This window comes from Pseudomonas sp. CGJS7, assembly GCF_036961695.1.
Genome location: NZ_JBAMDI010000076.1, coordinates 24,917 through 38,449, shown reverse-complemented (window position 1 = coordinate 38,449; position 13,533 = coordinate 24,917). Strand labels below are relative to the sequence as shown.

The following is a 13,533-nucleotide window of genomic DNA, read 5'->3' as shown; positions in this document are numbered from 1 at the left end:
CGTTTCAAGATCTGTTTCAAATAAATGACTGCCATGCGAAGCTGGCGACAGCTGGGCAAAACAACTAAAGCTTTGAGTGAGCACCGAAAATTCTTCAAATGCTCACGTTTCTTTTCTTGGCCCGATGGGCCTATGCAACAGGGGGCCTTCGCCATGCTGACCCTGCTCAACCTGCTCTCGGCCGTGACGCTTCTGGTCTGGGGTACCCACATTGTGCGCACCGGCATCCTCCGGGTATTCGGCTCGAACCTGCGACGCATCATCAGCCAGAACATGGACAAGCGCCCGCTGGCATTCATCGCCGGTATTCTGGTCACGGCCATGGTTCAAAGCAGCAACGCTACGGCCATGCTGGTCACCTCGTTCGTCGGCCAAGGCCTGATGGCCATGACCCCGGCCTTGGCGATCATGCTGGGTGCCGACGTGGGTACCGCACTGATGGCCCGGGTACTGACCTTCGACCTGTCCTGGCTGTCGCCGCTGCTGATCTTCCTTGGCGTGATCTTCTTCCTTTCGCGCAAGCAGACACGGGCCGGCCAACTGGGCCGGGTGGGCATCGGGCTTGGCCTGATCATCCTGGCACTCGAACTTATCGTGCAGGCAGCTGCGCCGATCACCCAAGCCCAAGGCGTGAAAGTGCTGTTTGCCTCACTGACCGGCGACATCATGCTCGACGCTCTGGTCGGGGCAATGTTCGCCATGATTTCCTACTCCAGCCTGGCTGCGGTTCTGCTCACAGCGACACTGGCCGGCGCCGAACTGATCAGCCTGCCGGTCGCCATCGGGCTGGTGGTCGGCGCCAACATCGGCAGCGGGCTGCTGGCCTTCATCAGTACCAGCATGCAGAACGCCGCCGGGCGTCGGGTGGCCTTGGGCAGCCTGCTATACAAGCTGATCGGCCTGGTGCTGATCATCCCTGTGCTGCACCCGCTGGTGGCATGGATGGACTCGCTGAGTTTCAGCCCTCAGGAACTGGTCATCGGCTTTCACCTGCTCTACAACACGCTGCGCTGTCTGATCATGCTGCCCACGGTCAAACCGATGGGTCGGCTGTGCAACGCCCTGCTACCTGAACGGGAAATCGGCAATGGTCAGGTGCGCCCGCGCCACCTTGACGCCTCGGCCCTGGAAACGCCCAGCCTGGCCCTGGCCAACGCCGCCCGCGAGACCTTGCGCCTGGGGGACATCGTCGACAGCCTGCTCGAAGCCATGCTTGGAGCCCTGCGTGGCACCCAGACCGCCTTGCCACAGCAAGTTCGCGCCTTGGGCGAAGACGCCGAAGCCCTGTACAGCGCAATCAAGCTGTACCTGGCGCAGATGTCACGGGAAGACCTCAGCGAACAGGACAACCGCCGCTGGGCCGAAATCATCGAGCTGTCGATTAACCTCAAACTCGCCTGTGACCTGATCGAACGCATGCTGCGCAAGGTCCAGCAGCAGAAAACCAGCCAGCGACGGGAGTTTTCCCAGGTAGGCCTGGAAGAGCTGACCGGCCTGCAGGAGCAATTGCTGGCCAACCTGCGCCTGGGCCTGTCGGTGTTCCTCAGTGCCGACCCGGAAAGCGCCCGCTTGCTGCTGCGGGAAAAACGCCGGTTCCGTGCCCAGGAACGGCGCCTCGCCCACGCCCATGTCAGCCGCCTGCAGCGCAAGGTCGTGCAAAGTATCGAGACCAGTTCGCTACACTTGGAGCTGATCGCCGACATGAAGCGGTTGAACTCTTTGTTCTGTAGCAGTGCCTATGTGGTACTGGGCGGCTCGGACACCGGAGGGCTGATGCTCGACAGTGTGCCCGATGAAGCCCGCCTGCCGTGATTTCTCCTAGCTGAGGACCCTCGCTCGCCCATGCGTTGCCTGATGTTCGTTTGCCTGCTGATCTGCAGCCTGCCCTCGTTCGCCCTCGACCGCTCGCGGGTTGAAGGCTACCTGTTGCCCAATGGTCTGCAGGTCATCCTGAAAGACGGCTACGAACGTGACCATGTGGCGATTCGCCTGGTGGTCGGCGTGGGCCTGGATGATTTCGACTGCGAGCAGAAAGAGCTGCCACACCTGCTTGAGCACCTGCTGTTCAGTGGCATCGACGAGACAGGCGAAGGCGGGCTGGAAGAGCGCCTGCAAGCGCTCGGCGGAGAGTGGAACGCCTATACCAGCAGTGCCGACACCACCTTTGTCATCGAGGCCCCGGCACGCAACCAGCGCAAGGTCCTCGACCTGCTGTTGGCAGTCATCCGCGATACCACCATCGACGCCAAGGCCTTGGCCACCGCCAAGCGCATCATAGAGCGCGAGGACGGCGGCCACTATGGCCATCTGCAGCGCTGGCTCGACCGCCAGGATATCGGCCACCCCGCCAGCGACCAACTGGCCACCGAGCTGGGGCTGAAATGCCCGGAGCGCTCCAACCTCGACGACATGACCTTGGCGCAAGTTCAGGCGCTGCGTGAACGCTGGTACGCCGCCAACAACATGACCCTGATCATGGTCGGTGGCCTCGACCGCCTGCTTCCGGCCTATCTGGAGCGGTCGTTTGGCGAACTGCCCGCCACTGAACCCGAAGAGCGCCGCAACCTTGAAAGCATCACCCGACAGGCCGAGCAGCGTCGCAACCTGACCCGCGGCTGGCTGGGTGATGGCGTCAAATTGCACTGGCTGTTCATCGAGCCGGTGCTGGACAATGACCACCAAGCCACCCTCGACCTGCTGTCGCGCTACCTGGACTGGGCGCTGTACGACCAGCTGCGCCTGCGCAACGAGCTGTCCTACGGCCCCTCCGTGCAGCGTGAGAGCTTTGGCGACACCGGCTTGCTCAGCCTCAATGCGGACCTTGAGCGCGATGACATCGACAAGGCTGTCAAGGTGATGCAGGCCCTGTTCGACCACCTGCGCAAGGAAGGCCTGGACCCGGACACCTTCGCCCGCATCAAGGAAGCCAGCATCGCCAAGGAAAGCTGGAGCACCCAAGGCAACAGCGCCTTGGCCGACTACTACTGGGGGGCGCTGAACGACTATACCGACGGGCGCTTTGCCAACCCGATGCGCAAGCTGCGCCAGGTCAGCCTGGAACAGGCCGACGAGGCACTGAAGGATCTGCTCAAGGAAGATGGCTATGTGCGCATCGAAAAGCCGTTGCTAGGCTATGACGAGCTTTACGGGCTGATGGCCTTGCTTGTGGGGCTGGGCCTGGCGGCGGGGCTGTTGCGCTGGCGGCGGCATGGACCTGAACGGCCCAGTGGTGCTACACGGCAGCGGTAAATCGGCGGTATCCTTTTGCCAGTACCGACCCTTTCGCGGGCTTGCCCGCGAAGAGGCTGGCACAGCCACCTCACTTTTCTGTCGTAGCCCCCAATGCCCCAAATCCCCCATATCGTCCAGCGCATCATCGAACTACTCAAGCGCTACCCCGGCATCATTGCGCTCGGCGGTTTCCTCTCCGGTATCGGCAGCTTCATCCTGGTCGACCGCCAGGCTGGCCTGGCCAGCTGGGTCGCCGTGCTCATGCTGGTCAGCTGGGTCTGGCTGATGCTGGAGAACACCCTCACCGGGCTGTTCGCGCGCACTTTCAACCGCGAGATCCCTCAGCCGCTGCTGCGCTACGCAACGCAGATGATCCACCAGGAAACGCTGTTCTTCGTGCTGCCGTTCTTTTTCATCACCACCACCTGGAACAGCGGTCAGCTGGTCTTCACCGGCTTGCTCGGCGCCGCCGGCCTGGTTTCGATCACCGACCCGCTGTACTACAAGTGGCTGGCACCACGGCGCTGGCTGTTCCTGGCGCTGCATACCCTGACGTTGTTCGCCGCTCTGCTGACCGCGCTACCGATCATCCTGCACCTGACCACCGCACAAAGCTTCAAGCTGGCCCTGATCGCGGCCATGGCCCTGTCATTCCCCAGCCTGGCCAGCAGCTTCCCGATCAACAACTGGCGCCGCGCCGTGGCACTGGTGCTGGTTACCCTGTCGGTCGGTGCCGGTGGCTGGCTGCTGCGCTCCTGGGTACCGCCGGCAACCCTGTGGATGACCGAGGTGGCGGTGAGTACCGAAGTAATGAACCGCCAACCGGGCGACTCGCTGGACGAAATTGCCGCCAGCCGCATCCGCAGCAGTGGCCTGTATGCCTACACCGCCATCAACGCGCCACGCGGCCTGAACGAGCGGATCTACCACGTGTGGCAGAAGGACGGCCAAGAGGTCGACCGCATTGCCCTGGACATCCACGGCGGGCGCAAGGAAGGCTATCGTGCCTGGACCCACAAGCAGAACTTCCCGCCCAACCCGGTAGGCAAGTGGCAGGTGAGGGTGCTGACCGAGGATGGGCAAGTGATCGGCGTGCTGCGCTTCAAGGTGGTCAATGATGCACCCGCGAGTAGTTGACCCCCTGCCTTGCGCAGCACAAGGCGGCTCCAGGTCACTGTTGCCAAGCGTACACACAGCACATAATCACCAAACAGCCCATGCCCCCTGCGCTATGATCAGCCCCTAAGCCTTAGCGCCGAGTCAATTGCATGGAGCCTATGACCAACCCCAGCGCCACCCTGGACACCAGCAGCCAACCGGCCTGCCTGCGTATTACCGGTGACTGGACCCTGGCACACTACGCCAACCTCAAGCGCGAGAGCGAGCGCCTGCGCTCGCAGTGCCCTGCCGACACCGTCGCCGACCTCAGCCAGCTGGGCCGCCTGGACACTGCCGGCGCTTCGCTGCTGGCCGAACTGCTAGGCTCCGAGCGCCTGTCGCACTGCACCCACGCGCTGCCTGAAGCCAGCCAGGCGCTGCTGAAAAACGTCTACTGTTCGGTCCAGGATTACTGCATCCCGGTCAAGGAGCCCGAGCGCAATGTGCTGTTGCTGCTGCTGGAGCGTATCGGCCGCGCCGTCGGCACGCTGTGGCAGGACAGCATGCAGCTGCTTGGTTTCGTCGGTGTGATTCTGGAAACCTTGCTGCGCCGCGCCTTCCAGCCACATCGCTGGCGCTTCACTCCTGTGGTGGCACATATTGAGCAGACCGGGCTGGACGCCGCGCCCATCGTTGCGTTGCTGACCTTTCTGGTAGGCGCCGTAGTCGCTTTTCTCGGGGCCACGGTGCTGGCCGACTTCGGCGCGACCATTTTCACCGTCGACCTGGTCGCGTTCTCGTTCCTGCGCGAGTTCGCCGTGCTGCTGACAGCCATTCTCATGGCCGGCCGCACTGCCAGCGCGTTCACCGCGCAGATCGGCTCGATGAAGGCCAACGAAGAAATTGACGCCATCCGCACGCTGGGCCTCAACCCCATGGAGCTGCTGGTGGTGCCGCGGGTACTGGCTCTGCTGATTTCGCTGCCGTTGCTCACCTTTGTCGCCATGATCTGCGGCATCGTTGGCGGGGCGGTGGTATGCGCCCTGACACTGGATATTTCACCGGCCATGTTCCTGTCGCTGCTGCAAACCGACATTGGCGTGCAGCACTTCCTGGTAGGCCTGGCCAAGGCACCGTTCTTCGCCTTCCTGATCGCCGCCATCGGCTGCCTGGAAGGCTTCAAGGTCAGCGGCAGCGCCGAGTCGGTGGGGGCACACACCACCTCGGCAGTGGTGCAGTCGATTTTTGTGGTCATCGTGCTGGATGCGGTGGCAGCGCTGTTCTTCATGGAGATGGGCTGGTGAGTGGCCAGAATTGCGTAATCGAAGCCCGCGGCATCTGCAACCGCTTCGGCCGCCAGGTGGTGCATGAAAACCTTGACCTTGACCTGTACCGCGGCGAAATCCTCGCCGTGGTAGGCGGTTCAGGCAGCGGCAAATCGGTGCTTCTGCGCAGCATCATTGGGCTGCGCCGGCCCAATGAAGGGCAGATCAAGGTGCTCGGCCAGGACCTGACCGGCCTGCGCGAAGAACAGCGTTCACTGGTCGAGCGGCGCTTTGGCGTGCTGTTCCAGAAGGGGGCGCTGTTCTCTTCGCTGACGGTGACCGAAAACGTGGCCTTGCCGCTGATCGAGCACGCCGGGCTGTCCCGTAGCGATGCCGAGCACCTGGCCGGGGTGAAACTGGCCCTTGCCGGGTTGCCGATCTCGGCTGCCGACAAGTACCCGGCCTCGTTGTCGGGGGGCATGATCAAGCGCGCAGCGCTGGCCCGCGCCTTGGCCCTGGACCCGGACATCCTGTTCCTCGACGAACCCACGGCTGGCCTGGACCCGATCGGTGCCGCGGCATTTGACCAGTTGATCCTTACCCTGCGCGATGCGCTGGGCCTGTCGGTGTTCCTGATCACCCACGACCTCGACACCCTGTACACCATCACCGACCGCATTGCGGTGCTGTCGCAAAAGAAGGTCCTGGTGGCCGGCCCGCTGGCCGAGGTCGAGAAGACCAACGACACCTGGATCCAAGAATACTTTCACGGCCCACGCGGGCGCGCAGCCGAACAGGCTGCCACCCGTGCCGGGCAGGAGCGCTGAGCAATGGAAACCCGAGCCCATCACGTCCTCATCGGCCTGGTCACCGTTCTGGTGGTGACAGGGGCCATGCTGTTCGGCCTGTGGCTGGCCAAGTCCAGTGTCGACGACGCCTTCAAGGATTACGAAGTGGTGTTCAACGAAGCCGTGTCCGGCCTTTCTCCCGGCAGCACGGTCCAGTACAACGGCATCAAGGTGGGCGACGTGTCCACCCTGCGTCTGGACCCGAAAGACCCGCGCCGGGTACTGGCACGCGTGCGCCTGAGCGCCGATACCCCCGTGAAGGAAGACACGCAGGCCAAGCTGACCCTGGCCGGCGTCACCGGCAACTCGTTCATCCAGCTCAGCGGCGGCACCCCGCAAAGCCCCGAGCTTAAAGGCAAGGATGGCAAGCTGCCGGTGATCATCGCTTCGCCATCGCCAATCTCGCGTCTGCTCAACGACAGCAGCGACCTGGTGACCAACATCAACATGCTGCTCCATAACGCCAACCAGATGTTCTCCGAGGACAACATAGGCCACCTCAGCAACACGCTGGCCAACCTCGACAAGACCACCGGCGCCTTTGCCGGCCAGCACGGCAGCATCGCCGAGGCCATCGCACAGCTGGTGCAGGTGGGCAAGCAGGCCAGCGCCACCCTGGCCGAAACCCAGGCATTGATGCGCAATGCCAACGGCCTGCTGGATAGCGAAGGCAAGCAGGCGATCGGCAGCGCCGAACAGGCCATGCAGTCACTGGCCCAAAGCACGGCAACCATCAATAACCTGCTCCAGAACAACAGCGAGGCTATAGGTGACGGCGCCCAGAGCCTGAACCAGCTTGCCCCGGCCATTCGTGAACTGCGCGAAACACTTAACGCGCTCAAAGGCATTTCCCGGCAACTGGAGGCCGACCCAAGCGGCTACCTGCTTGGCCGCGACAACAACAAGGAGTTCCAGCCATGAATCCGTCGCTGCGCCTGCTGACCCTGGCGGCCTCGCTGAGCCTGGCCAGTGCCTGCTCGATCCTGCCGAAGAGCGAACCTGTGGACCTTTATCGCCTGCCGGTGAACCAGCCCAGTCGCACAGCGCCGCCGCTGGAGTGGTCATTGCGCCTGAACAAGCCGCTGGCCAGTGAAGTGTTGGCTGGGCCAAGGATTGCCGTGGTTCCGCAGGGCAATGTGGTGAGCAGCTACAAGGGCGCGCGCTGGAGCGATGCGGCCCCGGTGCTGCTGCGTAACCGCTTGCTCGACGGGTTCCAGCGTGAGGGCCAGGTACAGCGCCTGAGTGCTGACGACAGTAACCTGCAGGCAGACTACGAGCTGGCCGGCGAGCTGCAGGCATTTCAGAGTGAATACCGCACGGATGGGGCAGTGGAGGTGGTGATCCGCTATGACGCTCGCTTGGTCCAGGGCCGCAACCAACGCATCCTGGCCAGCAAGCGCTTCGAAATCCGCCAACCGCTGGACGACAAACAGGTATCAGCAGTGGTCGCCGGCTTCGGCCAGGCCAGCGACCAGCTGGTGGGGCAAGTCGTGAACTGGACCATCACCCAGGCCAACCAGGCACAACTGAAGCTTCAGGCAAAGAACCAGTAGCAGACGAAGATCGCCGCGACTACCCCTGAAAACTCGGCCAGAAGTGCGCAACCGACCGCATGGCGCACGCGCTGGATGCCCACGGCACCAAAGTACACGGCCAGTACGTAGAAGGTGGTTTCGGTGCTGCCCTGAATCGTCGCTGCCACCAAGGCAGGGAAACTGTCCACGCCTTGGGTCTGCATGGTCTCGATCAGCATTGCCCGCGCTGCGCTGCCAGAGAACGGCTTGACCAGCGCGGTGGGCAGGCCCTCGACGAAGCGCGTGTCCAGGCCCATCCAGCTCACCGCATGGCGGATACCGTCCAGGGCCAGCTCCAGGGCACCAGAGGCGCGCAGCACACCCACCGCCACCAGCATCGCCACCAGGTAGGGCAGCAGGCTCTTGGCCACATCGAAGCCTTCCGTGGCGCCTTCGACAAAGGCTTCATACACCTTCACCCGTTTCAGGGCGCCCACCACCAGGAACAGCATGATCACGCCAAACAGCGTGAGGTTGCCCAGGAGCGACGACAGGCTGGCCAGCGCGGCGGCCGACAGGGTGCCAAGAAAAGCCATGAAGCCTCCCAGCAGCAAAGCGCCGGGGATGAAGTAGGCAAGCACCACCGGGTCCCACAGACGCAAACGCTGCATCACTGCCACCGACAGCAGACCAACCAGGGTCGAGACGCTGGTCGCTAGCAGGATTGGCAGAAACACCATGGTCGGGTCTGGCGCGCCTTGCTGGGCCCGGTACATGAAGACAGTTACCGGCAGCAGGGTCAGCGACGAGGCGTTGAGCACCAGAAACAGGATCTGCGCGTTGCTCGCGGTGGTGCTGCCGGGGTTCAGCTCCTGCAGCGCGCGCATGGCCTTCAGGCCAATCGGCGTAGCAGCGTTGTCCAGCCCCAGGCCGTTGGCAGCGAAGTTCATGGTGATCAGGCCCAGGGCTGGGTGGCCGGGCGGCACCTCCGGCATCAGGCGGGCGAACAACGGGCCCAGCACCCTGGCCAACCATTCGACGATACCGGCCTTCTCGGCGATCTTCAGAAAGCCCAGCCAAAGGGTCAGTGTGCCGAACAGCAGCACCATCACCTCGACCGACAGCTTGGCCATGGCGAATATGCTTTCGACCATTGCCGCGAAGATGCCTGCGTTGCCACCCACCAGCCATTGGGCCATGGCGGACACCGCCGCCACCAGGAAAAAGCCGAGCCAAAGGCCGTTGAGCATCCGTATGTTCCCCCTGAAAAGTGCCCGAATAATAGCGTATCGCAGCCTGTGACTGGCGATCGCGAGCCTTTGTAGGCGCGGCTCAAGATCTCGCAGATAACAAAAAGCCCCGACAAGTCGGGGCTCTTGGTCAAACAGCCATCAGGCTCAGCGCTTGGCGGTTTCGCCAACCACTGCAGCTCCCTGCTTCTCGGCCATCAGCGAGGCGTAGTACTGCTCGCCCTTGACCGCGTCGTACATGCCTTCCCAGCGAGCAATGACCAATGCAGCCAAGGCGTTGCCCACAACGTTCAGTGCAGTACGGGCCATGTCCATGATGCGGTCCACGCCCGCGATGAAGGCCAGGCCTTCCAGCGGAATGCCCACGCTGCCCAAGGTGGCCAGCAGTACCACGAACGATACGCCCGGCACACCCGCGATACCTTTGGAAGTGACCATCAGGGTCAGCACCAGCAGCAGCTGCTGGCTCCACGACAGGTCGATACCGTACAACTGGGCAATGAAGATCGCCGCGATGCTCTGGTACAGGGTCGAACCGTCGAGGTTGAACGAATAGCCGGTCGGTACCACGAACGAGCAGATCGACTTCGGCGCGCCGTACTTCTCCATCTTCTCGATCACCCGCGGCAGCACGGTTTCCGAACTGGAGGTGGAGTAGGCCAGGATCAGCTCATCTTTCATGATGCGCATGATCTTGATCACCGAGAAGCCGAACAGGCGGGCAACCAGGCCCAGTACCATGAAGGCGAAGAAGGCGATGGCGAAGTACACCAGCACAACCAGCTTGGCCAGCGGCAGCAGCGAGCTGAAACCGAAGTTGGCCACGGTCACCGCAATCAGGGCGAACACGCCGATCGGGGCGTAGTTCATGATCATGTGGGTGACCTTGAACATGGTCTCCGAAACAGCCTGGAAGGTACGCACCAGCGGGTCACGCAGCTCTGCCTGCAGGCTCGACAGACCCAGGCCGAACATCACCGAGAAGAAGATGATCGGCAGCATTTCGCCACGCATCAGCGCTGCGAAGATGTTCGACGGAATCAGGTTGAGCAGGGTTTCGATGAACGCGTGCTCATGTTGCACTTCGGCCGCTGTCGCCTGGTACTTGGAGATATCCACAGTGCCCAGGGTGCTCATGTCGATGCCGGCACCCGGATGGAACAGGTTGGCCAGCACCAGGCCTACGACGATGGCGATCGTGGTCACCACTTCGAAGTAGATGATGGTCTTCAGGCCGATACTGCCCAGTTTCTTCGCGTCGCCAACACCGGCGATGCCCACGATCAGCGACGAAATCACGATCGGGACGACGATCATCTTGATCAGGCGGATGAAGATGTCACCAGCGGGCTGAAGGACGTTGCTGATCCACCATGCCTTTTCTGCACTGAAATGATTCAGTAGCGCGCCGATTGCAACACCCAGGACCAGACCGATGACGATCTGCCAGGCGAGGCTCAGTTTTGCCTTCTTCATGTCTTTACCCTTTGTTTTAGTGGTCATGGCACCTGGCGGAAACACGCGTAACAGAGCCATGGGCAAGGTCACGGGCAATAAAGGCTTCCGTCAGGCGACGTCATGTAAGGACACCGCAGGCGAGCGACAGGGCGCTCTGGCCAGCGAAAAAGGCGGCAACTATTGCGACGGCAAGGGGCGAAAGCTAATGCCTGAAACGCATAGCCCATGCCGTTTATGCATACTGTTTTCGACCTAGCCGGCAGCTTCGCAAGTGCTTGATTTATAACATTCGGAATCCCGAACAAGACCAAACCGCCATATTTCGGCAGATTTGGCGGGACAGATAGAACACGAAAGATGGCCTGTTCGACAATCCGAATGGCGGAAATGCCACTTGTAGCAGCACTAGGAAGGTCGAAAAAAAATTGATGTACGGTCGAGACAAAATGTGTCCCAGGGGAAAAAACGCGCAAGGGAGGCGACGTTTCCTACATGGCTCCTCGGAAGTCAGGTCTGGCAAGGTATCCCTGTGACACCGCCGACCTGAGACTTCCGATTCCGCCTTTCCTGACCCGGCCCATTACTGGAGGCACTCCCTGTACCCCTAGGCCACTCCGGTCCTGTAACAATCAGAGCAGCCCGACCCCTTGGTCATGTGCTACCCCTCCTCGGGGCGGCGCATCATAGAAGGCTGAACTATAGAAAGCTTCAGCTTCTATTACGTGACAGTGAGTGACCTTTCATCCGTACCGGCAACAATGCTCAGTACCAGTTCGGGTCACGCTTGAGCTGCTCCTGCAGCATTGCCTTCATGCCGTCGTCAGGTTCGCCCAGCCAGCGGTACTGCGCATGACGGGTGGGCGACTTGTCGCTCGGCAAACCTTCGGGCACCTCGACGAGCATCCCGTAGGCATCATCCTTGTCCCAGCTGAACGCCACGATCAGCCGCTTGTAGGTGCAATTGTCCTGTTTTTCGCACAGCGGGCCGACTAGGTACTTGTCGCCGTCCTCAGTAACGGCAGACATCTGCTGCTGAGAACTGCCGGTCAGATTGACCACCCAATCGGGCAGGCGTTCCTCGCCTTCGAGGGTGTCCTGCCAGGTTTCCCGGTACTCCGGGTCCGAGCCGAGCAGTTGGTCGACCCGAACCTGGCCGTCATTGGCCGCCATGGCCGCCGCGCTGCCGCCCAGCAACAGGGCGGCGACCACGGCTGAACGAAGCTTCCTGCTCATCTTCAACCTCGTCCGCGTCCAAAGAAGAAGGAGGCTACAAACAACACCAGGAAGACAATGAACAGGATCTTGGCGATACCTGTAGCAGCGCCCGCGATACCACCGAAGCCCAATACGGCGGCGACAATGGCGATGATGAGGAAAGTGATAGCCCAACTCAGCATGGTAGTTCTCCTTTCTTTTTGCGGAATCGATCCGGCCGCCTGGTCAGAAAACCCAGCGTTCCTGGGGAACAACTTTTTCCACAGTGGCCGGTGAGGCAATGGCCTGGCCAGCTGGTTGCCAGTCAGCGGCCTTGACCAAGGTGTTGGCACGAGTTGCCTGAATTTGCGTCAACAGGGCAGTCTGAGCCGCCACCTGCTCAGCCAGACGCGCCGTCTGCAAGCTGTAATAGAAGAGGCCAGCGGCCAAGGTCAGCAGCATCGCCATGCCGAGTGTCAGCATCTGGCGCAAAGGCAGTGCAGCGCTCTGCGAGCGGTTGACGGATTGGCGGTTCATGCTGGCTCCTCCTGCTGTATTTTTTGTTCAAACCTGAACAGGTAATTGCAGCCTGCATGCCAGCCTTTTGATTTAAATAAAATCCTTATAAATCAACTAGTTAGTGATTATTAAAAAACACCGTGAGGACGTATCCTGCACGATGACGCCTGTGTGGTCGTGCGAATTGCACGATCAGCCTTCCACCTTGGTCGCGACTTTCAGCAGGTCAGCATCCACGCCCCGTACGCCGATGATCTGCCGGGCGATCTCCACGGCGATGGTTTTCTGCTCCGCGCTGACCACCTCGCCCGAGAGCCGCACCATGCCTGCTTCGCTGGCCACCTTCAGGTTCAGGCCATCGAGGTTGCGGCTGAAGCGATAGCTACTTTGGATCTTGTCGACGATCCAGCTGTCGCTTGGTTGCGGCCCGATTGGCGCGCCCGCCGGTGTTTCCCGCGCCTTGGCCATGGCGGCGGTATCGAGGCTGACCAGGTTGTTGACCAGGTACACGCCGTCGGTGGTACGCGCTACCACGCCCGCCAGCTCCTTGGCTTCGGCACTGTCGACCTTGCCACGCAACGTCACCACACCCTCGCTGCTCTGTACCTCTATAGGTGCCTTTTCGGTGGTACGGCTCCACAACAGCCGAGCACGGATCACCGCCGCCAGGGTCACGTCCTCCAGGCGCTGGGCGTAGGCACGCAGCTCCTGCGGACGCTCCACCAGTTGGGCATTGAGTTGCAGCAGGTTCTCTACCTGTTCGATGCCCCGGGTAGCACGGGCCACGTCCTCGGCCAGCTGCCGCTCGACCTCGTTCTCCACCTCACCGGAAAGCCGCGCCTGCTTGCCGTCCACTTCAACCTTGATGCGAAATGAATCAAGCATGCGGTTCAGTGACAAGGCGGTTTGCAGGGCGCCTTCCAGGCGCGCGTCCTGCACAGGGTCGGCGAATGCGGGGGTAAGGATTGGCAGCAGCGTGGCGGCCAAAACGGCTGTACGCAGGGAAAAGGGCATGAAAGCGCCTCCTTCGTGGGCAAAATCTGAAAATCATCGCAACCAATGTGCCAGCGCGTGTCTCTAAGCAAATCATTGAAGAATCACGGCTTGTAGACATCGTTTGGCCACTGGCTAGCATGCAAAGGACAGAATCCTTCAG

General features: G+C 61.7%; 13 protein-coding genes. 7 read left to right on the top strand and 6 right to left on the bottom strand.

The genetic code is table 11. The annotated features are described in order from the left end of the window. The first annotated feature begins 153 nt into the window (after positions 1-153). From V7787_RS33540 to V7787_RS33510, 7 genes are all read left to right on the top strand, one after another. Complete coding sequence (locus tag V7787_RS33540; protein ID WP_010951539.1) at positions 154-1,812, top strand: Na/Pi cotransporter family protein; 1,659 nt, start codon at positions 154-156, stop codon at positions 1,810-1,812. Positions 1,813-1,842: 30 nt separating this feature from the next. After that, positions 1,843-3,249, top strand: a complete 1,407-nt coding sequence (locus V7787_RS33535; protein ID WP_064490878.1) for a M16 family metallopeptidase — start codon at positions 1,843-1,845, stop codon at positions 3,247-3,249. A gap of 93 nt (positions 3,250-3,342) precedes the next feature. Beyond that, positions 3,343-4,368 carry a DUF5924 family protein gene (locus V7787_RS33530; protein WP_064490879.1) on the top strand — a complete coding sequence of 342 codons (1,026 nt, stop codon included), beginning with the start codon at positions 3,343-3,345 and terminating at the stop codon, positions 4,366-4,368. A gap of 131 nt (positions 4,369-4,499) precedes the next feature. Next, positions 4,500-5,633, top strand: coding sequence for an ABC transporter permease (locus tag V7787_RS33525; protein WP_064490880.1), 1,134 nt, complete (start codon positions 4,500-4,502; stop codon positions 5,631-5,633). Continuing rightward, entirely contained in the window at positions 5,630-6,421 is a 792-nt protein-coding gene (locus tag V7787_RS33520; RefSeq protein WP_010951535.1) for an ABC transporter ATP-binding protein, read from the top strand. Before V7787_RS33525 ends, V7787_RS33520 begins: the two co-directional genes overlap by 4 nt. Positions 6,422-6,424: 3 nt before the next feature. Beyond that, positions 6,425-7,363 carry an MlaD family protein gene (locus tag V7787_RS33515; protein ID WP_010951534.1) on the top strand — a complete coding sequence of 313 codons (939 nt, stop codon included), beginning with the start codon at positions 6,425-6,427 and terminating at the stop codon, positions 7,361-7,363. Continuing rightward, a complete protein-coding gene (locus tag V7787_RS33510) occupies positions 7,360-7,995 on the top strand; it encodes an ABC-type transport auxiliary lipoprotein family protein (protein WP_064490881.1) in 636 nt (211 codons plus the stop codon). The genes V7787_RS33515 and V7787_RS33510 overlap by 4 nt, the downstream gene beginning before the upstream one ends. Here the strand turns inward: V7787_RS33510 and V7787_RS33505 are convergent. The 6 genes from V7787_RS33505 to V7787_RS33480 form a co-directional block, all read right to left on the bottom strand. Next, positions 7,977-9,206 carry a nucleoside recognition domain-containing protein gene (locus V7787_RS33505; RefSeq protein ID WP_020191151.1) on the bottom strand — a complete coding sequence of 410 codons (1,230 nt, stop codon included), beginning with the start codon at positions 9,204-9,206 and terminating at the stop codon, positions 7,977-7,979. The genes V7787_RS33510 and V7787_RS33505 overlap by 19 nt on opposite strands. 147 nt (positions 9,207-9,353) lie before the next feature. Further along, entirely contained in the window at positions 9,354-10,682 is a 1,329-nt protein-coding gene (gene gltP, locus V7787_RS33500; RefSeq protein ID WP_064490882.1) for a glutamate/aspartate:proton symporter GltP, read from the bottom strand. A 744-nt stretch (positions 10,683-11,426) separates the two neighbouring features. Continuing rightward, the gene (locus tag V7787_RS33495; RefSeq protein WP_010951530.1) at positions 11,427-11,897 is read right to left on the bottom strand and encodes an inhibitor of vertebrate lysozyme family protein; all 471 of its coding nucleotides are present in this window, start codon (positions 11,895-11,897) and stop codon (positions 11,427-11,429) included. Positions 11,898-11,899: 2 nt separating this feature from the next. Continuing rightward, positions 11,900-12,061 (bottom strand): DUF1328 domain-containing protein, encoded by a 162-nt coding sequence (locus V7787_RS33490; RefSeq protein ID WP_003252966.1) that lies wholly within the window; start codon positions 12,059-12,061, stop codon positions 11,900-11,902. 43 nt (positions 12,062-12,104) lie between these two features. Next, the gene (locus V7787_RS33485) at positions 12,105-12,395 is read right to left on the bottom strand and encodes a hypothetical protein (protein ID WP_003252968.1); all 291 of its coding nucleotides are present in this window, start codon (positions 12,393-12,395) and stop codon (positions 12,105-12,107) included. A 174-nt stretch (positions 12,396-12,569) separates the two neighbouring features. Then, positions 12,570-13,391, bottom strand: coding sequence for a BON domain-containing protein (locus V7787_RS33480; protein WP_064490883.1), 822 nt, complete (start codon positions 13,389-13,391; stop codon positions 12,570-12,572). Positions 13,392-13,533 lie beyond the last annotated feature (142 nt).

Coding starts and splice junctions, on each gene's coding strand:
- V7787_RS33480 (WP_064490883.1), bottom strand. CDS start 13,391: ATGCCCTTTTCCCTGCGTACAGCCGTTTTGGCCGCCACGCTGCTGCCA.
- V7787_RS33510 (WP_064490881.1), top strand. CDS start 7,360: ATGAATCCGTCGCTGCGCCTGCTGACCCTGGCGGCCTCGCTGAGCCTG.
- V7787_RS33525 (WP_064490880.1), top strand. CDS start 4,500: ATGGAGCCTATGACCAACCCCAGCGCCACCCTGGACACCAGCAGCCAA.
- V7787_RS33530 (WP_064490879.1), top strand. CDS start 3,343: ATGCCCCAAATCCCCCATATCGTCCAGCGCATCATCGAACTACTCAAG.
- V7787_RS33540 (WP_010951539.1), top strand. CDS start 154: ATGCTGACCCTGCTCAACCTGCTCTCGGCCGTGACGCTTCTGGTCTGG.
- V7787_RS33515 (WP_010951534.1), top strand. CDS start 6,425: ATGGAAACCCGAGCCCATCACGTCCTCATCGGCCTGGTCACCGTTCTG.
- gltP (WP_064490882.1), bottom strand. CDS start 10,682: ATGAAGAAGGCAAAACTGAGCCTCGCCTGGCAGATCGTCATCGGTCTG.
- V7787_RS33490 (WP_003252966.1), bottom strand. CDS start 12,061: ATGCTGAGTTGGGCTATCACTTTCCTCATCATCGCCATTGTCGCCGCC.
- V7787_RS33485 (WP_003252968.1), bottom strand. CDS start 12,395: ATGAACCGCCAATCCGTCAACCGCTCGCAGAGCGCTGCACTGCCTTTG.
- V7787_RS33495 (WP_010951530.1), bottom strand. CDS start 11,897: ATGAGCAGGAAGCTTCGTTCAGCCGTGGTCGCCGCCCTGTTGCTGGGC.
- V7787_RS33535 (WP_064490878.1), top strand. CDS start 1,843: ATGCGTTGCCTGATGTTCGTTTGCCTGCTGATCTGCAGCCTGCCCTCG.
- V7787_RS33505 (WP_020191151.1), bottom strand. CDS start 9,206: ATGCTCAACGGCCTTTGGCTCGGCTTTTTCCTGGTGGCGGCGGTGTCC.